General features: G+C 69.2%; 18 protein-coding genes. 2 read left to right on the top strand and 16 right to left on the bottom strand.

The window, feature by feature from the left end; translation table 11 throughout:
• Positions 1 to 80: 80 nt before the first annotated feature.
• Positions 81 to 878: an aminotransferase class IV gene (locus FHX42_RS10945; protein WP_182544097.1), complete on the bottom strand. Its 798-nt coding sequence runs from the start codon at positions 876 to 878 to the stop codon at positions 81 to 83.
• Positions 879 to 991: 113 nt separating this feature from the next.
• Between FHX42_RS10945 and FHX42_RS10940 the strand changes: the two genes are divergently transcribed.
• Together FHX42_RS10940 and FHX42_RS10935 are read left to right on the top strand one after the other, a co-directional pair.
• On the top strand, positions 992 to 1,972 hold the full coding sequence (locus FHX42_RS10940; protein WP_182544096.1) for an NAD-dependent epimerase/dehydratase family protein: 981 nt from the start codon (positions 992 to 994) through the stop codon (positions 1,970 to 1,972).
• Between the two features lie 262 nt (positions 1,973 to 2,234).
• Positions 2,235 to 2,960 (top strand): hypothetical protein, encoded by a 726-nt coding sequence (locus tag FHX42_RS10935; protein WP_182544095.1) that lies wholly within the window; start codon positions 2,235 to 2,237, stop codon positions 2,958 to 2,960.
• A gap of 71 nt (positions 2,961 to 3,031) precedes the next feature.
• Here the strand turns inward: FHX42_RS10935 and FHX42_RS10930 are convergent, their stop codons facing one another.
• The 15 genes from FHX42_RS10930 to FHX42_RS10860 all read right to left on the bottom strand — a co-directional run bounded on the left by FHX42_RS10930 (position 3,032) and on the right by FHX42_RS10860 (position 25,273).
• Positions 3,032 to 4,039 carry a sugar phosphate isomerase/epimerase family protein gene (locus FHX42_RS10930; protein WP_182544094.1) on the bottom strand — a complete coding sequence of 336 codons (1,008 nt, stop codon included), beginning with the start codon at positions 4,037 to 4,039 and terminating at the stop codon, positions 3,032 to 3,034.
• Positions 4,040 to 4,073: 34 nt separating this feature from the next.
• Positions 4,074 to 5,486, bottom strand: coding sequence for an alkaline phosphatase family protein (locus tag FHX42_RS10925; RefSeq protein WP_182544093.1), 1,413 nt, complete (start codon positions 5,484 to 5,486; stop codon positions 4,074 to 4,076).
• The gene (gene eboE, locus FHX42_RS10920) at positions 5,483 to 6,652 is read right to left on the bottom strand and encodes a metabolite traffic protein EboE (protein ID WP_182544092.1); all 1,170 of its coding nucleotides are present in this window, start codon (positions 6,650 to 6,652) and stop codon (positions 5,483 to 5,485) included. Before eboE ends, FHX42_RS10925 begins: the two co-directional genes overlap by 4 nt.
• 4 nt (positions 6,653 to 6,656) lie before the next feature.
• Positions 6,657 to 7,523, bottom strand: coding sequence for a TatD family hydrolase (locus FHX42_RS10915; RefSeq protein WP_182544269.1), 867 nt, complete (start codon positions 7,521 to 7,523; stop codon positions 6,657 to 6,659).
• A complete protein-coding gene (locus FHX42_RS27370) occupies positions 7,523 to 8,191 on the bottom strand; it encodes an EboA domain-containing protein (RefSeq protein ID WP_328796038.1) in 669 nt (222 codons plus the stop codon). Before FHX42_RS27370 ends, FHX42_RS10915 begins: the two co-directional genes overlap by 1 nt.
• On the bottom strand, positions 8,188 to 9,048 hold the full coding sequence (locus tag FHX42_RS27365; RefSeq protein WP_182544091.1) for a sugar phosphate isomerase/epimerase family protein: 861 nt from the start codon (positions 9,046 to 9,048) through the stop codon (positions 8,188 to 8,190). The genes FHX42_RS27370 and FHX42_RS27365 overlap by 4 nt, the downstream gene beginning before the upstream one ends.
• Positions 9,045 to 9,905, bottom strand: a complete 861-nt coding sequence (locus FHX42_RS10900) for an SCO3242 family prenyltransferase (protein WP_182544267.1) — start codon at positions 9,903 to 9,905, stop codon at positions 9,045 to 9,047. Before FHX42_RS10900 ends, FHX42_RS27365 begins: the two co-directional genes overlap by 4 nt.
• A complete protein-coding gene (locus FHX42_RS10895; RefSeq protein ID WP_182544090.1) occupies positions 9,905 to 11,086 on the bottom strand; it encodes an inositol-3-phosphate synthase in 1,182 nt (393 codons plus the stop codon). Before FHX42_RS10895 ends, FHX42_RS10900 begins: the two co-directional genes overlap by 1 nt.
• 133 nt (positions 11,087 to 11,219) lie before the next feature.
• Positions 11,220 to 13,931: an OmpL47-type beta-barrel domain-containing protein gene (locus FHX42_RS10890; protein ID WP_182544089.1), complete on the bottom strand. Its 2,712-nt coding sequence runs from the start codon at positions 13,929 to 13,931 to the stop codon at positions 11,220 to 11,222.
• A 78-nt stretch (positions 13,932 to 14,009) separates the two neighbouring features.
• Positions 14,010 to 17,597: a ThuA domain-containing protein gene (locus FHX42_RS10885; RefSeq protein ID WP_182544088.1), complete on the bottom strand. Its 3,588-nt coding sequence runs from the start codon at positions 17,595 to 17,597 to the stop codon at positions 14,010 to 14,012.
• Positions 17,598 to 17,652: 55 nt separating this feature from the next.
• Entirely contained in the window at positions 17,653 to 18,642 is a 990-nt protein-coding gene (locus FHX42_RS10880) for a multicopper oxidase domain-containing protein (protein ID WP_182544087.1), read from the bottom strand.
• Positions 18,639 to 19,778, bottom strand: coding sequence for a Gfo/Idh/MocA family protein (locus FHX42_RS10875; RefSeq protein ID WP_182544266.1), 1,140 nt, complete (start codon positions 19,776 to 19,778; stop codon positions 18,639 to 18,641). The genes FHX42_RS10880 and FHX42_RS10875 overlap by 4 nt, the downstream gene beginning before the upstream one ends.
• A gap of 91 nt (positions 19,779 to 19,869) precedes the next feature.
• The gene (locus FHX42_RS10870) at positions 19,870 to 20,712 is read right to left on the bottom strand and encodes a sugar phosphate isomerase/epimerase family protein (protein WP_182544086.1); all 843 of its coding nucleotides are present in this window, start codon (positions 20,710 to 20,712) and stop codon (positions 19,870 to 19,872) included.
• Between the two features lie 90 nt (positions 20,713 to 20,802).
• A complete protein-coding gene (locus FHX42_RS10865; RefSeq protein ID WP_182544085.1) occupies positions 20,803 to 24,096 on the bottom strand; it encodes a ThuA domain-containing protein in 3,294 nt (1,097 codons plus the stop codon).
• 121 nt (positions 24,097 to 24,217) lie between these two features.
• The gene (locus tag FHX42_RS10860) at positions 24,218 to 25,273 is read right to left on the bottom strand and encodes a substrate-binding domain-containing protein (RefSeq protein ID WP_182544084.1); all 1,056 of its coding nucleotides are present in this window, start codon (positions 25,271 to 25,273) and stop codon (positions 24,218 to 24,220) included.
• Between the last annotated feature and the right edge of the window lie 38 nt (positions 25,274 to 25,311).

Genomic DNA, 25,311 nt, shown 5'->3' with positions numbered 1-25,311 from the left:
CTCGGCCGCCGCCTTGCGACCCACCCTGCCACGATCAATGTCATCGCGCGCCCAGAAAGGACGGGGTCCGTTCGGCTCGGTCAGATCCGTTCGGGGGCGGTGCGGTGCCAGGTCGCGGTGAGCAGTTCCGAGCTCTGCTGATGATCGGGCAGTTCCACCTCGTCGATCCGGCTGATCGGCTGGGCGGGACAGGACGAGTACGTGGCCAACGCCGCTCGGAAACCGACGAGGTCGTCGACGGCGACCGAACGGGTGGTGACGGGTACTCCGTCCCGTGCGAGCTCGTCGACCAGGATTTGCATCGTGATTCCGGGCAGCACGGCTGCTTCCGGGAACACGAACTCCTCGCCGTCCCAGAAGCACACGTTCCAGATCGCGCCCTCGCTGACGCGGCCGTGGCGGTCGACGAAGAGCGGATCGTCGTATCCCGCCGCGTGCGCCAGTCGTCGTTGGTGCAGGACACCGAAGAATCCCACGTGCTTGATGTGGGCGAGCTCGCGTTCGTAGGCGGTGGTGCGCACCTGCCACGGCGGCGCCGCCACTCCGGAAACCGGAGGACTGACCGCGACCATCACGTCCGGTTCGGCTGCCTCGTTGTCGTCACCCTGCGTCGGGAAGACGTTGATGCGGACCGACACCTCGGAGGGAGCGGTGCGCAATGCGTGCCGTAGCAGCGCTCGTACGCGTTCCGGATCGACCTGATGGCCGAACAGTTCGTGCGAGGAGTGCGTAAGACGCCGCAAGTGCAGTTCGAACCCACGGACCGTGCCGTCGTGAACCTGCATCGAGGTGAAGTGGCCGTCATTGCGGGCCAGTGCCGCGTGGACCTGCTCCGGAGCGGGAGCGGCCCCGTCGATCTCGACTGCGATGGGTGCCATGGCATCGGAGCTTACCCACGTGCTGTGGCTGTATCGCCGAATTCTGGGGGCTCACGGATGTTGTCCGGATCGACCCTCTCGAAGTCGGTATCGGTGCCTCTAGGGTGGCGCGCATGAGCGCGAAAATCTTGGTGACCGGCAGTGCGGGACATCTCGGGGAGGCACTGGCCCTGGCGCTGCGGGACGAGGGCCACGAGGTGGTGGGGCTCGACGTGCTCGACTCGCCCATGACCACCGTGATCGGATCGGTGGCCGACCGCGACACCGTCCGCCGGTGCGTGGAGGGCGTGAGCGGTGTGCTGCACGCCGCGACGCTGCACAAGCCGCACGTCGAGTCGCACGGCCGGCAGGACTTCGTGGACGTCAACGTCACCGGCACCCTGACCCTGTTGGAGGAAGCCGCCAGGGCCGAGGTCGACGGGTTCGTGTTCACCAGCACCACCAGTGCTTTCGGGCGTGCGCTCACGCCGCCGCCGGGGGAGCCGGCCGCCTGGATCGACGAGGAGGTCCCGGCGGCGGTCCGCAATGTCTACGGTGCCACGAAGACCTCCGCCGAGGACCTGTGCGAGCTCGTCTCCCGCGACCGGGGGATGCCCGTGGTGGTCCTGCGCGTGGCTCGGTTCTTTCCCGAACCCGACGATCGCGAGGACGTCCGCACCGCCTACGCCGACGCCAACGTCAAGGCCAACGAGTACCTGCACCGCCGGGTCGACATCCAGGACGTGGTCGACGCGCACCGGCTCGCGCTGACGCGGGCGCCCGAACTCGGTTTCGCTCGCCACGTCCTCAGCGCCACCACCCCGTTCACCCGCGACGACCTGGACGAACTCCGCGAGGACGCTCCGGCCGTGGTGCGGCGGCTCTTTCCGGACCAGGAAGCGGAGTACCGGCGGCGCGGTTGGGAGATGTTCCCCGGCATCGACCGCGTCTACACCAACGCCCGCGCCCGCTCGGAGCTGGGATGGCGACCCCGTTACGACTTCCGCCACGTCCTCGACCGCCTCAAGGCCGACGAGGACCCGCGCAGTCCGCTCGCGCGTGCGGTGGGAGCGAAGGGGTACCACGCCACTCCCTGGGGGGTTTACACCAGCTGAGGCGCCTTTCGTCGGGGATGCGACGGGCGGTTTCGGCGAGCACCATGGGCCACGAGGCTCGCGGCCGAAGCCGGGACCGCCGGTGATGTGGTCGCCCGCTCCCAGGAGAGGAGACGACCATGTGTGACATCGGTGTCGAACGCTGCGAGGTGGACTTCGAGCCCGTGGCCCGTGAGCCTGCCCCCGAACCCGAGCAGACCCGGCCGGCTCCCGCACCGGTAGCCGGGGATCCGCCGACGCGGGCACCGGCGACAGCGTCGTCATGACCGGTCCGTTCGGCTTCGACGGGTCACCCGCGCTGGTGCCCCGCGAGCTTCGCGGGTACCGGCGTTTCCGGTTCGTCGACCTGGACGGGAGTCTGCTGCCCACCGTGTACTCCTCCTGCGGGCCGTGGAGCGGCGACGGCGAGCACGCGATCTGCGCCGACGGTGGTGACCACGCCGCCCCGGATCCGCAGTGCGGCTGTGGCCTGTACGGGTGGTACCACCCCAGCCGAGCCACGGCATCCTCGGGATTCGGCGAGGTCACCGCCGTGATCTCCGCTCAGGGCCGCAGCATTCTCGGTGACGACGGTTTCCGCGCCGCCCGTGCCAGGGTCGAGGCCGTGGCGTTGCCCTTCGGCGCACGATTCCGGCCCCGGGAGTGCGCCCGTAGCCGACAGCTGTTGGGCGCCCGCTATCCGCACGCCGAGGTGTACCGCTCGCGGCGGCGGATGGTGCGCGAGCATCCGCCGGTCGATCTGCGTGAGCTGGGGATCACCGTCCGGCCCAGTACCGTCCCCCGCTACGTGCGAAGCGCACTGGGCGTCTGGCTGCTCGGCATCCTGCTGATCTATTCCGTGGCGCTGCTGCCGTCGGGGGCGCTGTCCCGGGCGGGACCGGCGGCCTGGCTGGGCGTACTCGGTGGTTTCGTGCTGTGGCAGGTCCTGCTCGTCTGGCTGGCCACCCGGTGCAGCGACCCACCACGAGTCCGACCCCCTCGCAGGTAGGGGCTCTCCAGCAGTGCGTGCGTCCCGATCTCCGCCCCGGAGCAGTCCATCGCCCGGAGGGGGTTACCGGGTCAGCCGCCGCTGCCGAAGGCGGAGTCGAATGCCGCCGTCGGCGGGGAGAAGTTGAACCTGCGGACGAACTCCAGGGCCTCGGGGGCACCGTCCAGCCGGTCCATGCCGGCGTCCTCCCACTCGATCGAGACGGGCCCGTCGTAGCCGATCGCGTTGAGGGTGCGGAAGCAGTCCTCCCAGGGCACGTGTCCGTGCCCGGTGGAGACGAAGTCCCAGCCCCGTCGCGGGTCGCCCCACGGCAGGTGCGATCCGAGTATTCCGCTGCGGCCGTCGCCCGTCCGCAGCCGGGCCTCCTTGCAGTCGACGTGCAGGATCCGGTCCCGGAAGTCCCACAGGAAGGTCACAGGGTCGAAGCCCTGCCACACGTAGTGCGAGGGATCGAAGTTGAGTCCGAAGGACTCGCGGTGCTCGAGCGCCTCGAGCGTGCGCACCGTCGTCCAGTAGTCGTAGGCGATCTCGGTGGGGTGCACTTCGAGGGCGAACCGCACCCCGTGCTCCTCGAACACGTCGAGGACGGGGTTCCACCGGTCGGCGAACTCGCGGTACCCGCGCTGGATCATGGCGTCGGGGGTGGGCGGGAACATCGCCACGGTGTACCAGATGGGGGAGCCGGTGAAGCCGACGACGGTGTTCACCCCGAACTTCGCCGCGGCCCGGGCGGTGTCCTTCATCTCCTCGGCTGCTCGGCGGCGGACGCCTTCCGGGTCGCCGTCCCCCCATACCCGCGCGGGCAGGATCGCCCGGTGCCGCTCGTCGATGGGGTAGTCGCAGGTGGCCTGGCCGAGCAGGTGGTTGGACAGCACCCACGCGCCGAGGTCGTGCTTGTCCAGCACCTCGCGCTTGCGCCGGACGTAGTCGTCGTCGGCGAGTGCCTTGTCGACCTCGAAGTGATCGCCCCAGCAGGCGATCTCCAGGCCGTCGTATCCCCATTCGGAGGCCATCCGGGCGACCTCCTCGAAGGGGAGGTCGGCCCATTGCCCGGTGAACAGCGTGACGGGTCGTGTCATGGCGGTGTCTCCTGTGGTTCAGGGTCTCTGCGGTTCAGGTGGCCGTGGGAGTGGTTCGGCGGACTCCGGACAGTCGCAGCAACAGGTCCTTGACCTCGGTGGCGTGGTAGCGGTCCCGCCCGTGGTCGGGGTCGGAGCACAGCAGGACGGGGCCGTCGTCGGGGGTGTCGGGCAGGCGTCCGTGGCTGCCGCGCACGTCCGAGGGATCGAGCCCGATGACGTTCATGCGGTAGCGGAACCCCAGCTTCTTGCGGGCCAGGGCGGTGGCGGCTCGCAGCTTGGCGGTGCGGTCGCCCGGGTCCATGAACAGTTCGGCGGGGTCGTAGCCGGGTTTGCGGTGGATCTCCACGTGGGTGGCGAAGTCGGGGGCCCGGTCGTCGTCGAGCCAGTAGTAGTAGGTGAACCAGGCGTCGGGTTCGGCGATGGCGACGAGTTCGCCGGCGCGCTCGTGGTCGATGCCGTGGCGAGCCTTGCCCTCGTCGTCGAGGACTTCGTCGACACCGGGCAGTGCCGCGACGAGGTCGCGCACGCGGGGACGGTCGGACGGATCGCGAACGTAGACGTGGGCGGCCTGGTGGTCGGCCACGGCGAAGGCTCGTGAGGTCCACGGATCGAGGTACTCCATACCGGCCTGGGTGTGGACGTGCAACAGCCCCTCCTGGCGCAAGGCGCGGTTGATGTCGACCGGGCGGTTGGCCGGGGTGATGCCGTACTCGGAGACGGCGAGCACGGTGACGCCGTCGGCGCGGGCCTGGTCGAGCAGGGGAGCCAGCGTGGCGTCGACCTCGCGGGCGGCGGTGGCGGCCTGCTGGCTGTTCGGGCCGTGGCGCTGCAGGTCGTAGTCGAGGTGGGGGATGTAGGCCATGGTCAGGTCGGAGCGGCGAGTGCTGAGCAGGTGGCCGGTGGCCCGGGTGATCCAGCGCGACGAGGTGATCGAGGCGGTCGGTCCCCAGTAGTGGAACAGCGGGAACGTCCCGAACTCGGCGGTGAGCTCGTCGCGGAGCTCGGGCGGGTGGGTGTAGCAGTCCGGTGACTTGCGCCCGTCGGCGTGGTAGATCGGCCGGGGAGTGACGGTCTCTTCGGTGCTCATCCCCATCGCGTACCACCAGCACACGTTGGTGGTCCGGTACTCGGGGGCGATGTCGCGGGCGGCCTCCCAGACCTTCTCGCCCTGCACGAGCCGGTTGTGCTGGCGCCACAGGTGGACCTCGCCGAGGTCGCGGAAGTACCACCCGTTGCCGACGATGCCGTGCTGACCGGGCTGGAGACCGGTGAGCAGACTGGACTGCACCGAACAGGTCACGGCGGGAAACACCGTGTCGAGCTCGGCCCGGAACCCCGTTTCGGCGACCCGCCGCAGGTGGGGCATGTGTCGCAACAGTCGCGGGGTCAGGCCGACCACGTCGAGCAACAGCACCGGGGTGCGTGCCGGAGGGGCTGCGTTCATGGGTGTTCCTCCGTGAGTCCGAGCGCGAGCAGGTGACGCCGGGTCCAGTCGAGTTCGGCGGCGATGCCGGCCACCGGTCCGCCGGTCGGCCGCTGGTGTTCGGGCAGCACCTGCCAGGTGTAGGTCTCCACTTCCACGTGTCGGGTGCGCGCGGTGCTCCCGCCCAACAACGTCTCCAGGGAGGCGGCCAGCACCGGACGGGTGGTGGTCAGCGGCGCGGGCGGATCGGCGTGCAGCGGCACGTGGAAGTGCACGCGCCAGGGACCGTGGCCGGGTAGTGGTCGATGCGCCGACAGCGCCTCGTCGAGGTCGTCGACCCCGCGGGGCCGCCCTGCCGTGCGCTCTCGGGTCTGGTGCAGAAAGCGCGGCTCGACGAAGGAGTTCAGCGTGGCCAGGGCCGCGGGATCTCGTGGGTCGGGGACCTCCAGCGCGCAGGAAGCCTGCGTCTTGACCACCGGTAGGCCGGCCGCCCGCAGTCGTTCCCACGCCTGTCGCGGGTCCTCGAAGCCGACCGCCAGGTGGCAGGCGTCCAGGCAGAGTCCGAGGTGCTCGGTGCCCACATCGGCCAGGTGCGTGGCGGCCTGCTCGGTCGTTTCGACGACGCAGCCCGGCTCAGGCTCGATCCCCACCCGCACCGCGCGTCCCCGTTCGGCGGTGATCGTGGCCAGACCCCGGGCGAGTTCGTCGAGCCGGGCACGGGCCGCGTGCTGCCGTTCCGGGGGCCACGGCCGTCGCCATCCCAACGGGAGCGTGGAGACGCTGCCCTGGTCGACGTCCTCGGGCAGCAGCCGGGTCAGCAGCCGCGCGAGGTCGAGCGTGTACTCCAGCCGGGCGGCTTCGGTCCAGTCGGGACGGTAGACGGCGTGCTTGACGACCGGCTGCTGAAAACCCCGGTAGGGGAACCCGTTGAGGGTGACCACCTCCAGTCCCCGAGCGTCGAGTTCGGCGCGGAGCCGTTTCAGCGCGCGCTCGTCGTGGAGCAGGGCGGTGGCGACCTCGCGGGCCAACCACAGTCCGAGGCCGAGCCGCCCGGCGCCGAGGCGTTCCCGGATCGGCACCGCGTAATCGTCGAGTTGGGCGCGGATGCCGTCGAGGTCCTCGGCGGGGTGCACGTTGGTGCAGTAGGCGAGGTGGACGGTCGAACCGTCGGGATGGCGGAACCTCATGGGGTCAGCTCCCCGGCCGTGCGCCGCGCAGCACGGAGTTGCCCGCGAAGGTCGCGCCCTGTTCGACGGTGTCGGTCGCGTCGAGGACCAGCTTGCCGCTTCGTTCGTAGAAAGCCACCGGGTTGCGCCAGAGCACGGTGTCGACGTCGTTGTGGTCGAACCCCGCCGCGAGCATCGCCGCCCCGGCCCGGGCGGTCTTCAGCGGATCGCTCTTGCCCCAGTCCGCGGCGGAGTTGATCAGCATCCGTTCCGTGCCGTACTCCCGCAGCAACGTCACCATCCGGTCCTCGTCCATCTTGGTGTCGGGGTAGAGGGAGAAACCCATCCAACAGCCGGAGTCGGCGACCAGGTCCACGGTGACCTCGTTGAGGTGGTCGATCACGACGTGGTGGGGCGGGATCCCCGAAGCGGCCACGACGTCGAGGCTGCGGCGGGTGCCCGCGACCTTGTCCCGGTGCGGGGTGTGCACCAGCACGGGCAGCTCGTGCTCGCGGGCCAGGTCGAGCTGGGCGGTGAAGACCTCCTCCTCGGCGTCGGTCATCGCGTCGTAGCCGAGTTCGCCGACGGCCACGACGCCGTCCTTGGCCAGGTAGCGCGGCAGGATGTCGAGCACCTCGCGGCAACGCGGGTCGTTGGCCTCCTTGGGGTTGAGTCCGATGGTGCAGTGGTGGCGGATGCCGAACTGGTCGGCCCGGAACGGTTCCCAGCCCACGAGCCCGTCGAAGTAGTCGACGAAGGTCTCCGGGCTGGTGCGGGGTTGGCCGACCCAGAACGACGGTTCCACCAGCGCCCGGACGCCCGCCGCGTGCATCGCCGCGTAGTCGTCGGTCGTGCGTGACGTCATGTGGATGTGCGGATCGAAGATGCGCATCATGTCTCCCTGGAGAGCTCGTTCGGGTCGACGACCCGCCACACGTCGGCGGGAACGTCACGTCCGGCCGCCCGGCGTTCACGGGCGTAGTCGGTCAGCATCCGGACGAGTTCGGCGTCGCCGCGCGCGTCGAGCCCGTCGATGTCGGACAGGGGGATGCCGAGGAAGACGCACTTGAGCACGCCCTGCCGGTAGGCCGCCTGGTCCAGTCGTCGGGCGCCGTACGCGGCCATGGCCGCGGTGATGATCCGGGTGTCGTTGGTGCGCAGCCCGTCGTGCACCAGTGGCAGGGCTCTCTCGTCGAGCTCCTCGGTGCTGTCGAGCGATCCCAGCCCGCGCAGCACTCCGCGCTTCTCCGCGGCGTCGCCGTAGCGGTACAGCGCCGCCACTTCGGTGCCGAGTTCGGCGCGGGACAGCGGTAGCGCTGCCAGCATCAGCGTGCGCGCGGCGTCGTCGACACTCCACCGGTGCAGCTCGCTGGTTTCGTGCGCGTCCGGAGCGCCGAGCAGTCCTTCCCGGCCGCAGTGCCGCCCGACCGTCGGAAACAGGGCGCGGATGGTCGTGTGGTCCGCGGCGATCCGGTCCAGCGCGGTGGTCAGCCAGTTCATGGCCGTCACGGACAACCGGGAGGTGAGCAGGAGGTGCAGGATGGCCGGATTCGTCGTCATGCCGGAACCTCCGCGCGGTGCAGGAAGTGGATCGAGCGCTGTGCGACGGTCGGAGCGGCGTGGCTGTGGCGGGGGAGCTCCACCGCGACGAGTCCGGAGTAACCGATTTCCCGCAGCGCGGCGAGCACGGGCGGAAAGTCGATCTCCCCCTCGCCGAACTCCAGGTGCTCGTGCAGCCCGCGGCGCATGTCGTCGATCTGGACGTTGACGAGGCGGGAGCCCGCGCGGCGCACGCAGTCGGGCACGGAGGCCGGTTCGAGGCAGCGGCAGTGGCCGATGTCGAGGGTCAGACCCAACGGGGCGGGGCGGCCGAGCCTGCGTGCCAGTTCGTCGAAACCGTCCAGGGTCTCGACGAACATGCCCGGCTCCGGTTCGAAGCCGAGCGGGACGCCGTGCTCGACGGCGGTGTCCAGGACGGCCGAGCATCCCTCGGTCAGCCGGGACCACGCGGTTTCGGCGTCGAGTTCCGGTGGTTTCGCTCCGCTCCAGAAGGACACCGCCTCGGCGTTCAGCTCGGCGGCGATGCGCACCGCCCGCTGGAGGAGGTCGATACGTGGTCCGGGCTCCGACAGCAGCGTGGGGTGGTGCTTGCGCCGGGGATCGAGCAGGTAGCGGGCTCCGGTCTCGACGACGACGCCGAGTCCGAGTCGTTCGAGGTTGCGGCGCAGCTCGGCGACGCGGGTGCGGACGTCCGTGGCGAAGGGGTCGAGGTGCGCGTGGTCCAGCGTCAACGCGACTCCGGAGTACCCCTGCTCGGCCAGCACGAACAGCGCCTCGTCGAGCCGGTGGTCGGTGAAGCCGTTGGTGCCGTAGCCGAAGCGCAGCCCCGGTGGGCGCGCGACCTCGGTGGTGCTCATGTGGGGGAGACCTTCCTGGACAACCGTCGGGCCAGGGGGAGAGCCGCCATGAGGCAGGCGGCGGTACGGCGGGCGCCGCGCCCCGCCAAGAGAGCGGACTGCAACGGGATCATCCCGAGAATCCCGGCACCGACCGCTCGTTGGAGGCGGTGCGGGCCGGGATCGCGCACGGCCGCGAGCTGGGCGTGACCGACCCCGGCGGCGTACGCGGCCAGCGGAGCCAGTCCGGAGGGGACGCCGTTGTCGCGGCGGGAGTTCGACGCCCCGGCGACCACGCCCGTCACACCGGCGGTGGCGGCCAGCGCGCCGGCGGGCAGTGCTCGGCCCGAGCCGGCCACTTCGCGCCGGCTCAGCGTGGTGACCGTGAACGTGTGGGCACCCATCACCACGGCGGCCGGAGCGGCCTGGCGCAGCCTGCCGAGACCCGCTCCCAGCAGCACGTCCAGGGCTCGGGCCGCCGCCATCGTCGCGGGTGCGGCAGGGGTGTTCTTCAGCACCAGGTCGTACCCCCACACCGTGGCCGCCAGCGGTGCGGCGACCGCGAGGCCGCGTCGCCCCTGAGCCAGCGTGGTGATGCCCAGCCCCACCGTGGTGAGCCCTCCGGCCAGCGCCAGTGCGAAACGGGCGTCGACCCGCCCGGCCGGGATGGGGCGGTGTGGTCGCTCGCGAGCGTCGACCTCGCGGTCGGCGTAGTCGTTGAGCGCCATGCCGGCCCAGTACAGGCAGCAGGACGCCGCGACCAGCGCCGGCGTCGCTTTGCCGAGCGACCGCGCGGAGGCGGCACCGGCCAGGACGTCGCCCGGTACCGACAGCGCCGCCGGTGCCCGGACCAGGTGGATCACCGCTTTCGGGTCCATCACCGCGCCTCCCCGAGCGATTCGGCGAAGCGGCGCAGCATCTCGTACTGCGCCTCGAGCCGGTGCTCGTCGACACCGACCGGGTCCTTGAAGAAGAAGGCGAGGTCGGGCAGCGCGCCCGCGTGACCGGTCTCGTGAGCGCGGGCGAGCAGCCGCGCGAGGTCGAGCACCAGCGGGGCCGCCAGCGCGGAGTCGCAGCCCTGCCAGGTGAACTGCAGGGACATCCTGGCTCCGAGGAACCCCTCGAACAGGACGTGGTCCCAGGCGGTCTTGTGCTCGCCGAGCTCGGCGACGTAGTCGATGTGGACGTCACCGTCGACCGGATGGCCCAGCGACTCACCGAGCGCCCGTTGCTTCGACGAGGTCTTGCTCGTCACGTTCTCCGGGGTGGACAGGGTGTGTCCGTCACCGCCGCCGAGCAGATTGGTGCCCGACCACGAGAGCACGTGCAGCCGGCGAGCGGCGAACATCGGCAACAGCGCGGATTTCACCAGCGTCTCGCCGGTCTTGCCGTCGCTGCCCGCGTAGGGCACCCGCTGTTGACGGGCGAGTTCGTCGAGCGCGGGAACACGAGCTCCCAGCGACGGCGTGAAGTCGACGTAGGGACAACCGGCCCGCAGTGCCGTGTAGGCGTACAGCGAGCTGGGCGGGAGGATCTCCCGCCCCGGCTCGGAGTCGTCCAGCGCCCGCTCCAGTTCCTCCAATCGTTCGTGCTCGGGGCGCGGGGACGGTCGCGGTTCCGTCGAGGACACGTTGACCACCACGACCCGGGACAACTCGTGGCGCTCGCGGAAAGAGCGCAGATCCCGGGCCAGCAGTGTGGTGATCTCGCGTTGGCTGCGGTCCGCGTCGAACACCGGAGTGCCCGGCAGCACCTCGGCGTCGGCCGCGGCCAGGTCGGCTCGGACCAGTTCGGGCAGCCGCGCGGGCGCGACCCCCGCGTGAGCGAGTTGCTCGGCACGCTTGGGAAGGGGGGTCTCACAGATATCGTGGCCACCGAAAACCAGGTTCCCGAGCGAGGGCAGCTCCGCTCCCTGGAAGTCAGGTCCCTCGGTGACGCACCCGACCGTGGTCGCGTTCCCGTCCCGAGCTGCCGCGGCGCCCATCATCGCCGTGGTGGCGACCGAACCGCGCGCGCCGACGAACCAGACTCCGATCCGGACGGATTCCGTGTTGGTCATCGATGATCTCCTCCGGTTGGAACGAAAACAGCCTCGTCGATTTCCCGTTCGAACGGCAAGGGATCTTTGCGAATATCCCTCGGATTCCGCATCGGGGTGACGTGTCGACGACGGTTCGTATCGTTGACGATGATCATTTCCCGATGTCGGAACGCCCCGCGGCGCGCATGATGCGACCCTTCTCCGCGTCGGTGAGGACGCCGTCCGTCTTGAGCTCGTCGGTGACCCCGTCGACGTGGCTGACGAAGGCACCGTGGTTGGGGTAGGTGCTCGCTGCGGCGATCAGGTCGCTGATCGTGCAGCCGTCGCCGAGTTCGCTGTTGTCCACGCCGGTGTCCTCGTCACCGATCACGACGGTGTCGCGGGTGTCGGAATCCGGGCAGGAGTCCGCGGCGATCTCGAAACCGATCCGCTCGACGGCCGAGGTGTTTCCGGCCTGGTCGGTGGCTCGGTACGTGATCGTGTGGGTGCCTGGCGCGGTGACGGAGACGGGTTCTGTGTAGGTGGTCCAGTTTCCGTCGTCGAGGGAGTACTCGGTGGTGTCCACGCCGGTGCCGGTGTCGGTGGCCGAGAGTGCCACCGAGGCGTTGCCCGTGTAGTCGCCGTCGGTGTTCTGGTCGCCGGTGATTTTTGCTGTGACCTGGGGTGGGGTGGTGTCTTCGGGGGTTTTCTCGGCGATGGTGAAGGTGGTGGTTTTCGGTTGTGTGGTGTTTCCGGCCTGGTCGGTGGCTCGGTACGTGATCGTGTGGGTGCCTGGCGCGGTGACGGAGACGGGTTCTGTGTAGGTGGTCCAGTTTCCGTCGTCGAGGGAGTACTCGGTGGTGTCCACGCCGGTGCCGGTGTCGGTGGCCGAGAGTGCCACCGAGGCGTTGCCCGTGTAGTCGCCGTCGGTGTTCTGGTCGCCGGTGATTTTTGCTGTGACCTGGGGTGGGGTGGTGTCTTCGGGGGTTTTCTCGGCGATGGTGAAGGTGGTGGTTTTCGGTTGTGTGGTGTTTCCGGCCTGGTCGGTGGCTCGGTACGTGATCGTGTGGGTGCCTGGCGCGGTGACGGAGACGGGTTCTGTGTAGGTGGTCCAGTTTCCGTCGTCGAGGGAGTACTCGGTGGTGTCCACGCCGGTGCCGGTGTCGGTGGCCGAGAGTGCCACCGAGGCGTTGCCCGTGTAGTCGCCGTCGGTGTTCTGGTCGCCGGTGATTTTTGCTGTGACCTGGGGTGGGGTGGTGTCTTCGGGGGTTTTCTCGGCGATGGTGAAGGTGGTGGTTTTCGGTTGTGTGGTGTTTCCGGCCTGGTCGGTGGCTCGGTACGTGATCGTGTGGGTGCCTGGCGCGGTGACGGAGACGGGTTCTGTGTAGGTGGTCCAGTTTCCGTCGTCGAGGGAGTACTCGGTGGTGTCCACGCCGGTGCCGGTGTCGGTGGCCGAGAGTGCCACCGAGGCGTTGCCCGTGTAGTCGCCGTCGGTGTTCTGGTCGCCGGTGATTTTTGCTGTGACCTGGGGTGGGGTGGTGTCTTCGGGGGTTTTCTCGGCGATGGTGAAGGTGGTGGTTTTCGGTTGTGTGGTGTTTCCGGCCTGGTCGGTGGCTCGGTACGTGATCGTGTGGGTGCCTGGCGCGGTGACGGAGACGGGTTCTGTGTAGGTGGTCCAGTTTCCGTCGTCGAGGGAGTACTCGGTGGTGTCCACGCCGGTGCCGGTGTCGGTGGCCGAGAGTGCCACCGAGGCGTTGCCCGTGTAGTCGCCGTCGGTGTTCTGGTCGCCGGTGATTTTTGCTGTGACCTGGGGTGGGGTGGTGTCTTCGGGGGTTTTCTCGGCGATGGTGAAGGTGGTGGTTTTCGGTTGTGTGGTGTTTCCGGCCTGGTCGGTGGCTCGGTACGTGATCGTGTGGGTGCCTGGCGCGGTGACGGAGACGGGTTCTGTGTAGGTGGTCCAGTTTCCGTCGTCGAGGGAGTACTCGGTGGTGTCCACGCCGGTGCCGGTGTCGGTGGCCGAGAGTGCCACCGAGGCGTTGCCCGTGTAGTCGCCGTCGGTGTTCTGGTCGCCGGTGATTTTTGCTGTGACCTGGGGTGGGGTGGTGTCTTCGGGGGTTTTCTCGGCGATGGTGAAGGTGGTGGTTTTCGGTTGTGTGGTGTTTCCGGCCTGGTCGGTGGCTCGGTACGTGATCGTGTGGGTGCCTGGCGCGGTGACGGAGACGGGTTCTGTGTAGGTGGTCCAGTTTCCGTCGTCGAGGGAGTACTCGGTGGTGTCCACGCCGGTGCCGGTGTCGGTGGCCGAGAGTGCCACCGAGGCGTTGCCCGTGTAGTCGCCGTCGGCGTTCTGGTCGCCGGTGACCTCCGCCGAGACCTGCGGGGCCGTGGTGTCCCCGCCGCCACCGCCATCGCCGGTGACCACGAGCTCACCGGTCATCTGGCCGTGGCCGGGAATCGTGCAGTAGTAGCGGTACGTCCCCGGGGTGAGCGTCACCTGAGCCTCGTGCCGCCCTCCGTTGTCGTCGAAGGGACTGGCGACGATGTTGAGGTCGACGTCGTGGTTGTACCCCGAGCTCGTGGTGTCGAAGGTCAGGGTGTGGCTCATCCCCGTGGTGTTTCCGGTGGCCTCGCTGTTCTCGAAGACGACCGTCACCGTTCCCGCCGTCGCGGTGGTCGGCGCGGACAGGTACTCGGTGACGCTGTTGCCCGCGGTCCAGGTCAACACCTGGGCCGGTGCCCGCCTTTCCTGTCCCGTGGCGACCGCGGGCACCAGCCACAGGGCCGCCACCGCCGTCGCCAACATCGCCACCGCCGTGCGGCGTGCTGTCGCGGGAAGTCGGAACGTGGTGGTCCCGCCCGGCAGAGCGGAGAGTAATCGTTCGAACATGGAAGTTCTCGCTCTCTTGCGAAAGTCGGGGCGGTGCGGGCGCGGTCGGTTCGTCACCGCGCCCGCACCGCGGCCGGTCTAGAGTCGTCGTACTCGGATGTTGCGGAACTCGATCACGTCGCTGTCGCCGTGGTTCTGGAGTCCCACGAACCCGCTGCTGAACTGGCGCAGGTCAGTGGGCGGGTCACCCTCGCGCGCGGACTCCTGGCCGGGGGCGTTGTGAAACTCGTTGATCACCTCGCCGTTGCGGATGATCGTGTAGTGCTGTCCGACCGCGCGGATCTCGTAGGTGTTCCACGACCCCTTCGGGGTCGCACCGGCCTGGTCCAGGGTCAGAGAGTCGAAGTTGTAGACCGATCCCGTCTTCTGGGGGTCTCCGGAGGCCCCGTCGTAGATCTGGATCTCGTGACCGCAGTAGATCGCCACCCACGCGGTCGAGTCGCGTGCCGCTCCCTCGGTCCCACAGCTGGGTCGCTGCTCCGGAGGAACCCGCGGATCCGGGAACCGCACGAAGACACCGCTGTTCGCGCGGTGGCCTTCCGGCGCGGCGTCCCGGTACTGGAGCTTGAGCGAGAAGTCCTCGAACCGCTCGGCCGAGTACCACAGCATTCCCATCCCACCGGAGCTGCGGATCGACCCGTTCGGCTGCAGTTCGAAGTCGCCCGCGGGAGCCTGGGTCCAGTTCTCCAACGACCGCGCGGTCCCGTCGAAGAGGGTCTCGTACCCGGTGGTGTTCTTCTTGCCGATGTCGGACTTTCCGGCCGCGCGGGAGAGCATCCCGCGCTCGCGACCGCTGAGGACGCCGTCCTTCCGCAACTGCTTGGTCAGGTCGTTGAGATGGCTGACGAACGCGCCGTGGCCGGACCAGTCGCGCTCGTCGTCGATCAGGTCGTTGATCGTGCAGCCGCCCCCGACCCGGTGGTTGGCCACACCCGTGTCGGTGTCCCGCAGCCGGACCGTCGGCCGGGAGTCGGGGGCCGTGCACCCGACGGTGACCTCGGTCCGCGTGGTCGTCTTTTCGCCGTCGGCGTAGGTCACCGTCAGCGTCGCGGTGTAGGTGCCTCCCTCGGTGTAGGTGTGGGTCGGATCGGCCTCGTGCGAGGGCGCGCTGCCGTCACCGAAGTCCCAGGTGTAGGACACGCCCCCGGAGTCCTCCCCGTTGAAGGCCATCTTCATCGGGGTGTTCTGTGCGGTCGGCTGCACCGACGCGGTCGGTGCCGGTGTGGCCGGTCCGCCCTGGTAGGTGATGCGGAGCAGCTTCTGGTTGTCGTCCAGGGTGAAGAAGCCGCTGCCGTAGTCGATCATGTAGAGGGCACCGTCCGGACCGAACTTGGCTCCCATCCAGCTCTGGAGCTGCTTGTCGTCGCCGCCGGCGGGGATGATCCGGCTCAGGCTCTCGGCGAAGGCCGGGGGCGCCTGCTGCTCGACCTTGGCGGGGTCGGTGGTGACCGCGACGCGGTTGCCGGAGTTGGACTGGTCGCCGATGAGCCACTTGTCGTTCCAGTACTTCGGCCACGCGACACCGCTGTCGGCCTCGACCCCCGACCGGTGGTAGGTCGGCCCCGGCATGACGGCTTGGGCGCCGCCCTTGACGTAGGGCTGGGTGTAGGTGGCGTCCTGCTGCTCGTACGTCGGAACTCCGCTGTCGTCACCGCGCTCGGGGAAGGTCGGGCCGCCGCCCTGCGGGGAGTACCAGATCATGTTGTCCCGGACGGGCGGGATGTCGACGAGGCCGGTGTTGCGCGGTGAGGTGTTCTTCGGGTCGTCGCAGTCGTACCAGTTGGTCGGGACGCCGGCGTCGTCGTTGCTGCGGTTGCGGTAGGGCTGTTGGTTGCCCATGCAGTAGGGCCAGCCCTGGTTGCCCGCGGAGCTGATGATCGTCGCGGTCTCGTACTTCGCCGGGCCCCACACCGGGCTCGGGGTGTAGGCGTCCGGACCGACCCACCCCGTGTGCAGCCGGCCGGTCTCGGCGTCGACGTGCAGCCGCGTGGGGTTGCGGACGCCCATCACGTAGATCTCGGGGCGGGTCTTGTCGCCCGGGTCCTCGGACTCGGGGAACAGGTTCCCCTCGGGGATCGTGTAGGAGCCGTCGTCCTCCGGGTGAATGCGCAGGATCTTGCCGTTGAGGTTGTTCGTGTTGCCCGACGTCCGGCGAGCGTCCTGGAAGGACAGCCCCTTGTAGTCCTTGGTCCAGTTGTTGCCGGAGTACCCTTCGGAGCCGCGGGAGGAGTTGTTGTCACCGACGGCGACGTAGAGGTTGCCCTCCTCGTCGAAGTCCATGCCTCCGCCGGCGTGGCAGCAGCTGTGGATCTGGGCGTTCCACTGCAGGAGGTCCACGCGGGTGCTCTTGTCGATCGCCTCCGTGGCGAAGTCGTAGGTCAGTCGCGAGACCGTGCGCTTGCCGATCCGCTTGTCGCGGTCGATGGAGTCGTGCGGCATCCAGTAGGTGTAGATCCAGCCGTTGTCGGCGAAGTCGGGGTCGAGGGTGATGCCGACGAGGCCTTCCTCGCTCTTGACCAGCTCGTTGCCGCTGCCCCGGTTGCCGAACACCTCCAGGGTCGTCAGCAGCTTGACGCTCTTGGTATCCGGATCCCACTGGTGGATGGTGCCGCAGCCGAGTCCGACCTCGGGATTGCTCCAATCGGGCACGGGGCCGGACGAGCAGGCCGCCTTGCCGATGTAGAAGACCGTGCCGTCCTCGGCGATGGTCAGGCCGTGCATCTCGCCGTGCTGGTCGAGCTGGCCGGGCTGGTTCTTGCCGCTCAGCTGTTCGACCTCGTAGTTCGACGCGATGGTGGCCTGGCAGTCACCGCGGACCATCCCGGTCGTCCACTGGATGGCGCCGAGCAGGTGGCTGCGGAACTTCGCCTCGGTGTAGCTGTGCTCGGTACCGCCCATTCCGGTGTAGAACGAGCGTCCGCCCTCGTAATCGCGGCACCACGAGATCGGGTGGAACGCCCCGTTGGAGCCCTGGCCCGGGTCGTAGGTCTTCTCCTTGACCTGAGCGACCGTGTGGACCTCGCCGAGCGGATTGGGCTCCCAGTTCAGCCACCGGTCGGATCTGGTCCAGGTCAGCGGCAGCTCCGCGTTGGCTGGGTGCTGCCGGTCGACGAGGCTGACGACGGCCTCCTGCTCCTGGCTCTGACCGGATGCGGGCCGGGTGCCGATCAGGCCGGTGAACCAGTCGGAGGCGGCCTGCGCCCGTGCGGCGTCGTGGACGCCGAGGAATCCGCCGCCGTCGTTGATGTACTCCTGGAAAGCGGTCCGCTGCGCGGAGTTCAGCGTCACCCCGTTGGCGGAGAGGAACACCACGCCGCGATACCGGTCCAGGTTCTCGGAGGTGAACACGTTCGGATCCGTGGATTCGTCGACGGTGAAACCGTGCTTCCCGCCCAGCTCCTCGACCGCCGAGGTGGCCCGGGCGACCGGGTCGCGCTGCTCGGCTGCCGGGCCGTGGAAGACCAGGACGTTCACCGCCGCCTTCGGGACGCGATCGGGGCTTTCCGGTTTCCCCTGCCGCGCCGGTTCGCCGGAGGGGTCGGCAGCGGCGGCGGTGGGCATCGTCGCGAATCCCAGTGCCAGTGCGGCGCTCAGTGCCAGTCGGACGACGTGTCGCCACCTCGCGGGCTGTGCGCGCCCCGCACCGAGGACCAGTCTTCGATCCATGGTCGCTCCTTCGTTCTCGCGTGTCGTGGTCGGAGGGAGTCGAAACATCCGGAGATCAGCCCTGATCGCGGTAGCGGTCCAGCGCCGCCTGCGCTCCTTCCGGCACACTGCCGTCCTCGTTGAGCACGAGGAAGATTCCGGCCATCCCCTGGTCGGAGTGGAACTGCACGTGGCAGTGGTACATCCAGGCACCCGGTCCGACGCCGTCGCCGGCGATCACCTGGAAACCGAACGAGGAACCGGGGTTGAGGTCCTTGTTGTCGATCGACGGACTCGTGTCGTGCGGGCCCTCGAGCATGCCGGTGCGGTTGTCGGTCCAGCGATGAGCGTGCATGTGGAACGTGTGGAAGAGGTCGCCTTGCCCGATCGCGACGAACTCCACCCGTTCACCGAGCCGGGCCCGGAACAGCGGCGCGTCCGGGGCCGTCCGGTTGTTGATCGTCATGCCGTTGAACACGACCGTGAACCGCCGGTCGGGCAGGACGTCGCCCTTGCGGCGGACGATCAACGCACCGTAGAGCCCCTTGTTGATCCCCTCGGTGCCGTGTGGCGTCCCCATGGCGTGATCGTGGTAGTGCCAGTAACCCGCGCTGCCCGGCATCCACCTGTTGCCCTTGGCCTTGTACGGCCCGTGGCTGTGCCAGACGTACGTACGCCGTTGGCCGGGCTCGTTGACGGAGGCGTTGAGCGGGGTCCCGTCGGAGTCGACGTCGTAGTCCACTCCGTGCGGGTGGATCGACAGTTTCCGGTCGGTGTTGTTGACCAGCTCGATCTCGAGGGTGTCCCCCTCCCACATCTCCAGGACCGGCCCCGGAACGGTGGCCTCGCCGGGGGACGTCCCGTAGCCGATCAAGCCGTTGGGCAGTTCCTCGGCGTACATCGTGATTCGCCGGGTGTCGCCGCGTTTCGCGGGAGCGGCCGCGGCGGGAACGCCGTTCATCGCGGTGACCGGGACGACGGCGCTCGCCGTGGCACCGGCCAGCACGGAGCGGCGGGACAGTTGCCTGAACGGGGATGCGCCCGCGCGGGACGGATGGTCGGTCATGGTTCCTCCGCGTCGTCGTCCGGAAGGGGAGTCCACCGGCCGGAGTCGTGGGCGCTGTGCTCCACGGCCTCCAGGACCCGTTGGACGCGCAGTCCGTCCGAGAAGGACGGACGTGGTGGTACGCCCTCGGCCAGGTCGCGAACCAGATCGGTGACCTCGTGGGTGAAGGTGTGCTCGTAGCCGAGGCCGTGGCCCGGTGGCCACCACGCCTCCATGTAGGGATGGTCGGCCTCGGTGACCAGGATTCGCCGGAATCCCGCCGTCGCATCCGGCTCGGTGGCGTCGTGGAACTCCAGCTCGTTGAGCCGCTCCAGGTCGAAGGCCAGGCTGCCGAGCTCCCCGTTGATCTCGATGCGCAGCGCGTTCTTGCGGCCGGTGGCCAACCGCGTCGCCTCGAACGTCGCCAGTGCTCCACCGGAGAACCGGGCCAGGAACGTCGCGGCGTCGTCGACGGTCACGTCGCCGTACTCGGTGGCGTCCTCGGGCAGCGGCCGTCGCTCGACGAAGGTCTCGGTCATCCCGGAGACACCGGTGATGTGCTCGCCGGTGACGAACTGCGTGAGGTCCACGATGTGCGCGCCGATGTCGCCCAGGGCACCGGAACCGGCCTGCTCCTTGCGCAGCCGCCACACCAGCGGGAAGGTCGGATCGGTGATGAAGTCCTGCAGGTACTGGGCCCGCACGTGACGCACCGCGCCGATCCGCCCCTGGTCCACGAGCCGGCGCGCCAGGGCCGTGGCGGGCAGTCGCCGGTAGTTGAAGCCGACCATCGCCCGCACGCCGGATCTCTCCGCGCGGCGCGCGGCCCGCGCCATTTCCCGAGCCTCGTCGACGGTGTTGGCCAGGGGCTTCTCGCACAGCACGTGCTTGCCCGCGTTCAGGGCCGCGATCGCGATCTCGGCGTGGTTGGATCCCGGGGTGCACACGTCCACCAGGTCCACGTCGTCGCGGGTGAGCACCTCCCTCCAGTCGGTCTGCGACGAGGACCACCCCATGGTCGTGGCCGCCGAGGCCACCGCCTCCGGGGTCCGGCCGCAGAGCACGGACATGCGGATGTCCAGCGGCAGGGAGAAGAACCGTCCGGCGCTGCGCCACGCGTGGGAGTGCACGGCACCCATGAACGAGTACCCGATCATTCCCACGCCCAGCGTCGGTGTCGACGCCGCGCTGCTTGCTGTTGCCACGCGTTCGTCCTTTCTCGGTGGCACCGTCTCGGGTGCCGACTGGTCAGAAGTCGAGGTGGTCGAGGTAGGCGTAGCCCACTTCGGCCGTGTTCAGCGGCCGGCCCGGGTGGTCGTGCTCGACGATGTACTCGCGGGCGCCGTGAGTGCGGGCGACGTCGATGAGAGCGGGGAAGTCGATGGTGCCCGCGCCCGGGTCGACCATGGAGCCCGCGGGGGAGCGGTCCTTGACGTGCAGCTGGCGAATGCGCCCACGGTGCCGCCGAACCATCTCGACGGGGTCCTGTCCGGCCGCGACGGCCCAGTACACGTCGAGTTCGAAGTGCACGAGACGCGGGTCGGTGCGTTCGGCGAGGATCGTGAAGGGTTGCTGGCCGTCGACGGTGGCGAATTCGTGGTCGTGGTTGTGGTAACCCAGTCGCAGCCCGCGCCTCCGCGCGGCCTCACCGACCTCGTTGAGCCGCTCGGCGAAGCGGTGCCACTGCTCGGCGGTGTCGAAATCGGCGTAGGGGACGTCGATGTAGTGGTTGCCCAGCACACGGGCGTCCTCCAGGAGGGCGGGAACGTCCCCGTCGATGCCGGCGTGGTTGGACGTGGCTCGGAGGCCGTAGTGGTCCAGCAGGTCGCGGAACTCCCGCGCGGTGCGCCCGTGGAGCCCGGCGAGCTCGACGGTGCGGTAGCCGATGGAGGCCAGCGCGGCGAGGGTGCCTTCGAGATCGTCGTCCAGCAGGGAGCGCAGCGTGTAGAGCTGGATGCTGATCTTGTGGCGGGGGATGCCGCCGTGGTGGGCGGCGGCGGCCGGTGCGATGCCGAGCGCGGCCACGGCGCCCAGTCCCGCCACGGTGCCCGCGGAGGTCAGCAGTGATCGGCGGGAAAGCGGCTCGTTCATCGGTTCTCCTCGGGGAAGAGTTTTTCGCAAACGGTTTGCGTGGGGTCGGGGGAACCGGGGGGTCGCGAGACCGCGACCCCCCGGCCCGCATCATCGGTCGCCGCGCGGCAGCGTGCCCTGTGCGACCCGCTTGGACCGCAGCTGTTCGGCCGAAACCGAACCGGACACGCCGGGCCCGGAGAAGTGGATCTCGTCCAGGGCCAGCAGATCGCTCCCCGCCCCCCGGAACACGAAGTACAGCGGCCCGGAGTGGCTCCGGTCGGTCACCGCCGCCGGTGCGATGTCGACGTAGCTCGTCCCGCTGCCGGGCACCTCGGCGGTGCTGACGAGCGGACCGTCGGGGGCGCCGGAGCGGACCTCGACGGTGCCACCGGAACCGGACGCCGAGACCCGGTAGCCGATGCCCTCGACACCGGTGAGGTCCACCGGGTCCACGGAGATCCAGTCACCCGGGTCGATCGCACCGACCTTGGTGCCACCGGCGGCCCCGGGCTCCTCGACGAGCTCGACGCCCTGGGCCTCGTCGAAGAACTCGGCCTGCTTGTTCTTGGGCTGCAGCACGATCCGCTCGGAACCCCGGACCGGCGGCAGATCCCCGGAACCGGAGTCGGTGTAGGTGGCCTTGATGACGCCGAAGAGGTCGGCGTCGAGGCCGTGCCCCTCGTCGGCGGGGGTCTCGATGACTCCCTTGCACCCGGTCGCCTCGCTGAGCGGGTGGGCGTGGGTGTCGTGGCCGAGGGCGTAGGAGACCTTCACCCGGGAGCAGTCGATCTCGGTGTCCTCGGCGTCGGTGACGGTGACCTCGAACGGCACCTGATCACCGAAGGCGAAGGTTCCGCCCGTGGGTGGCAGTTCGAGCTGGACCTGGGGTGGGGTGTTGCCGACGACGATCCGCACACCGGCGTAACCGGTCTTGCCGTCGGCGTCGGTCACCGCGAGCGTCGCCGTGTACGCACCGCGCTGCTCGTAGGTGAAGCTCACCGGCCCCGCCTCGGTGGAGTCGACGGTGCCGTCGTCGGTGAAGTCCCACGCGTAGCTGAGCTTCTCGCCCTCAGGATCCTCGGTGCCGGCCGGGTCGAAGGTCACCGTCAGCGGTGCCCGCCCGGACGTCTTGTCCGCGGTGACGGAGACGTCCGGTGTCTTCGAATCGGGGCTGTGGTCGATGCGGTACAGCGCGGAGTCCGCGGCGCCACCGAAGTAGCTGCTGCCGTAGTCCAGCACGTACAGCGACCCCTGCGGACCGAACTCCAGGTTCATCGGCCGGATCAGGTCCATGGACGCGAAGAACGGCTTGATCCCGGTGAGCCCGCCGTTCTTCCCGAGCGTGAACTCCTTGATCCAACCTCGGTCCCACTCGTAGTTGAAGACCTTGTCGTCGAAGTACTTCGGGAACTTCGTCGGCGACTTCAGCGACGGATCGTAGTGGTAGGTCGGCCCACCCATCGGCGACTCCGGACCCGAGCCCAGCGCGGGCACCGACCCGTCGTCGTAGGGAAGCCAGGCCGGCTGCACCGGGGGCAGGTCGACCAGACCGGTGTTGTGGGGACTGGTGTTCTTCGGTGCCGCGCAGTCGAACGGCTCCCCCGACTCGCCGGTGGCGAAGTCGTAGTCGACGAACGGCTTGTTGTCGCCGACGCAGTACGGCCAGCCGTAGTTGCCGGGTTTTTTGATCAGGTTGAACTCGACGGTGCCACCGGGGCCCCGGTCGGGATCGGACGAGCCCGCGTCGGGTCCGTAGTCACCGAGGTGGATCCAGCCGGTCTCCTCGTCCACGGAGAACCGGAACGGGTTGCGAAAACCCATCGCGTAGATCTCCGGGCGGGTCTTGTCGTCCGGGTCCTCGGATTCGGGGAACAGGTTGCCCTCGGGAACGGTGTAGCTGCCGTCCGGCTGGACCGTGATCCGCAGGAGCTTGCCGCGCAGGTCGTTGGTGTTGCCCGCCGAGCGTTGCGCGTCGAACGCGGGGTTGCGGTCGGCGCGCTCGTCGATGGGGGTGTAGCCGTTGGAGGCGAACGGGTTGGTGTCGTCGCCGGTGGACAGGTACAGGTCGCCCTGCGCGAAGTCGATCTCCCCGCCTGCGTGGCAGCACAGGCCCCGGTCGGTGTTGACCCGCAGGATCTGCTGTTCGCTGGCCATGTCCAGCTTCCCGTCGACCAGTTTGAACCGGGAGAGCTGGTTGTGGCCCTCGAACGGGGCGAAGTCCGCGGGATCGCCCTGCTTCGGCGCGTCACCGGGTGGAGTGTCCAGTTCCGGGGCGTAGTAGAGGTACACCCAGCGGTTCTCGGCGAAGTTCGGGTCGACGGCGATGCCCTGGAGCCCGTCCTCGTCGTGGTTGTACACCGGAACCCGGGCGGCCTGGGTGGTGCTGCCCCGTGGCGTGGTCAGGTACACCTCCCCGCTGCGGGAGGTGTGCAGGACCCGACGGTCCGGCAGCACGGCCATCGCCATGGGTTCGCCGACCTCGCGCTCGCCCTTGGCCAGGGTGAGCTGTTCGAAGGCGGAGTCCGGGGGAGGCTGCTGCTTACCGGGGTTGCCGGGGTTCTCGGGCTTTCCCGGAGCGCCGCAGTTCGCCTCGGGGGAACCGATGGCGGTGCGGATCCCGCCGAGCAGATGGCGGACGAACTTCGGGTCCGTGTAGGACTCCTCGGTGTGCCCTCCGCCGGTGTACCAGGAGCGGCCACCGTCGAAGTCGTGACACCAGGCGATGGGGTGGTCCCCCATCGCGCCCGCCCCGGGCCTGTAGGTGCTCTCGTCGAGGGAGGCCAGTACGTGGACGTCCTCCCGCGGGTTGTCGCGGTAGTTGTACCACTCGTCGGTGCGCTGCCACCGCTTCGGAAGGTGCCGGGTGGAGACGTTCCCGCGGTCCTCGACGTCGACCGTGGCCTGCTGGATCGATGGGTGCGACCGGAAATAGGCACCGACCAGGTCGCCGTACCAGGGCCACTGGTACTCGGTGTCGGATGCGGCGTGCACTCCGGCGTAGCCGCCGCCGGAGCGGACGTAGCGCTCGAAGGCGGCCTGCTGCTCGTCGTCGAGCACGTCACCGGTGGTCGACAACCACACCACCGCGTCGAAGCGGTCGAGATTGGCGTCGGTGAACGCGCCGGCGTCCTCGGTGGTCTCGACGGTGAAGCCGTTGCGGTCACCGAGGCGTTCGATGGTGCGGATTCCGCTGGGGATGGACTGGTGCCGGTAGCCCTCGGTGCGGGAGAACACCAGCACCTGGGGTTCGTCGGAGTGCTCGTGTCCGGGGTGCGCCTGCGCGGTGATCCCGCCGGCCAGCCCGGTGAGAGTGGCCAGCAGGACGACCGCGGTCGACCGCAGCCGGGTGCGCCACCGACTGCGGTGCGATAATTCGGGTTCGTTCGTGGTTGCTTCGCGCATGATTCGTTCCTTGTGCTCACGCTCACCGAGACGTGTGGGGTCGTCCCACGCACCGCCGGTGGCAGGTGGTCGAAGGGAACTGTTCGGTTTTCGCGTCCTTTCCGTCGCCGCGGTCGGGAGCTCAGGAGGAGAAGCCGAGGTCGAGGTACTCCTCGACGTTGGCCTTGGTGACCACCGCCGAGTAGGTGGTCATCGAGCGGGGGATCTCGTGCTCGGCAAGAGCGGCCATGCCGCGGCCCTGGGCCAGCAGCCGTGCCAGCGAGACCGCGGAGGAGGCCATCGACGGGCTGTAGAGCACAGTCGCCTTGACGACCCTGTTGTCGGCCTGGATGTGCTTCATCATGGTGCTCGACCCGGCGCCGCCGACGAGGAAGAACTCGTCACGGCCCGCGGCCTCGATCGCGGCGAGCACCCCGATGCCCTGGTCGTCGTCGTGGTTCCAGATCGCGTCGATGCGATCGGAGGCCTGCAGCAGGTTGGCGGCTTCGCGTTGCCCGCTTTCCACGGTGAAATCGGCGGCCACCCGGCGCGACACGCTCAGGTCGTGCTGGGACAACCCGTCGCGGAAGCCGCTACTGCGCTCCTGGGTCAGCGGCAACGAGTCCGTGCCGGCGATCTCGGCGATCACCGGATCGGAGATGCCGCGCCGCCGGAGCTCGGCGGCGATGAAATCGGCGGCGTTGGCGCCCATCCCGTAGTTGTCGCCGCCGATCCAGGCCCGGTAGGCCTCGGGCGAGTCGAAGACCCGGTCGACGTTGACGACCGGAATCCCCGCGTCCATCGCCCGCCGGGCCGCGTTGGTCAGGGCCTTGCCGTCCTTGGGCAGCACCACCAGTACGTCGACCTGCTGGTTGACCAGCGTTTCCACGTGGGCGATCTGCTGGTTGACGTCGTTGCTGCCCTCGGTGAGGTTGAAGGTGACATCGGAGTACTGCTCGGCTTGGGCGCGGGCGTTGGTGGTCATCGCTGCCAGCCAACCGTGGTCGGCGGCGGGGGCGGAGAAACCGATGGTGACCTGCTTGCCGGGAGCGGCGTTGTCGCCACCACCGGAAACGGCCGCGTCCTGCTTCTCCCCGGCTGGGGCGTTGGAAGTGCACCCGGCGAGCAGGGTGCCCGCACCGAGCGCGCCACCGGCGAGCAGGAAGCCACGTCTGCCGGACACGGGGGAGCTGGTCATGTCGATCTCCGTTCACGAGAGGGAGCAGGGCCACGTGG

The organism is Halosaccharopolyspora lacisalsi, from assembly GCF_014137975.1.
GTDB classification, from domain to species: domain Bacteria; phylum Actinomycetota; class Actinomycetes; order Mycobacteriales; family Pseudonocardiaceae; genus Halosaccharopolyspora; species Halosaccharopolyspora lacisalsi.
The sequence above is the reverse complement of the archived record's forward strand: the minus strand, read 5'-3'. Positions and strand labels throughout refer to the sequence as shown.

Excerpts from the sequence above, each read along its gene's own strand:
- FHX42_RS10925 (WP_182544093.1), bottom strand. The coding sequence starts at position 5,486 with ATGAACGCAGCCCCTCCGGCACGCACCCCGGTGCTGTTGCTCGACGTG.
- FHX42_RS10865 (WP_182544085.1), bottom strand. The coding sequence starts at position 24,096 with ATGCGCGAAGCAACCACGAACGAACCCGAATTATCGCACCGCAGTCGG.
- eboE (WP_182544092.1), bottom strand. The coding sequence starts at position 6,652 with ATGAGGTTCCGCCATCCCGACGGTTCGACCGTCCACCTCGCCTACTGC.
- FHX42_RS10900 (WP_182544267.1), bottom strand. The coding sequence starts at position 9,905 with ATGGACCCGAAAGCGGTGATCCACCTGGTCCGGGCACCGGCGGCGCTG.
- FHX42_RS10895 (WP_182544090.1), bottom strand. The coding sequence starts at position 11,086 with ATGACCAACACGGAATCCGTCCGGATCGGAGTCTGGTTCGTCGGCGCG.
- FHX42_RS27370 (WP_328796038.1), bottom strand. The coding sequence starts at position 8,191 with ATGACGACGAATCCGGCCATCCTGCACCTCCTGCTCACCTCCCGGTTG.
- FHX42_RS10885 (WP_182544088.1), bottom strand. The coding sequence starts at position 17,597 with ATGGATCGAAGACTGGTCCTCGGTGCGGGGCGCGCACAGCCCGCGAGG.
- FHX42_RS10880 (WP_182544087.1), bottom strand. The coding sequence starts at position 18,642 with ATGACCGACCATCCGTCCCGCGCGGGCGCATCCCCGTTCAGGCAACTG.
- FHX42_RS10860 (WP_182544084.1), bottom strand. The coding sequence starts at position 25,273 with ATGACCAGCTCCCCCGTGTCCGGCAGACGTGGCTTCCTGCTCGCCGGT.
- FHX42_RS10870 (WP_182544086.1), bottom strand. The coding sequence starts at position 20,712 with ATGAACGAGCCGCTTTCCCGCCGATCACTGCTGACCTCCGCGGGCACC.
- FHX42_RS10935 (WP_182544095.1), top strand. The coding sequence starts at position 2,235 with ATGACCGGTCCGTTCGGCTTCGACGGGTCACCCGCGCTGGTGCCCCGC.
- FHX42_RS10890 (WP_182544089.1), bottom strand. The coding sequence starts at position 13,931 with ATGTTCGAACGATTACTCTCCGCTCTGCCGGGCGGGACCACCACGTTC.
- FHX42_RS10930 (WP_182544094.1), bottom strand. The coding sequence starts at position 4,039 with ATGACACGACCCGTCACGCTGTTCACCGGGCAATGGGCCGACCTCCCC.
- FHX42_RS27365 (WP_182544091.1), bottom strand. The coding sequence starts at position 9,048 with ATGAGCACCACCGAGGTCGCGCGCCCACCGGGGCTGCGCTTCGGCTAC.
- FHX42_RS10940 (WP_182544096.1), top strand. The coding sequence starts at position 992 with ATGAGCGCGAAAATCTTGGTGACCGGCAGTGCGGGACATCTCGGGGAG.
- FHX42_RS10875 (WP_182544266.1), bottom strand. The coding sequence starts at position 19,778 with ATGATCGGGTACTCGTTCATGGGTGCCGTGCACTCCCACGCGTGGCGC.
- FHX42_RS10945 (WP_182544097.1), bottom strand. The coding sequence starts at position 878 with ATGGCACCCATCGCAGTCGAGATCGACGGGGCCGCTCCCGCTCCGGAG.
- FHX42_RS10915 (WP_182544269.1), bottom strand. The coding sequence starts at position 7,523 with ATGCGCATCTTCGATCCGCACATCCACATGACGTCACGCACGACCGAC.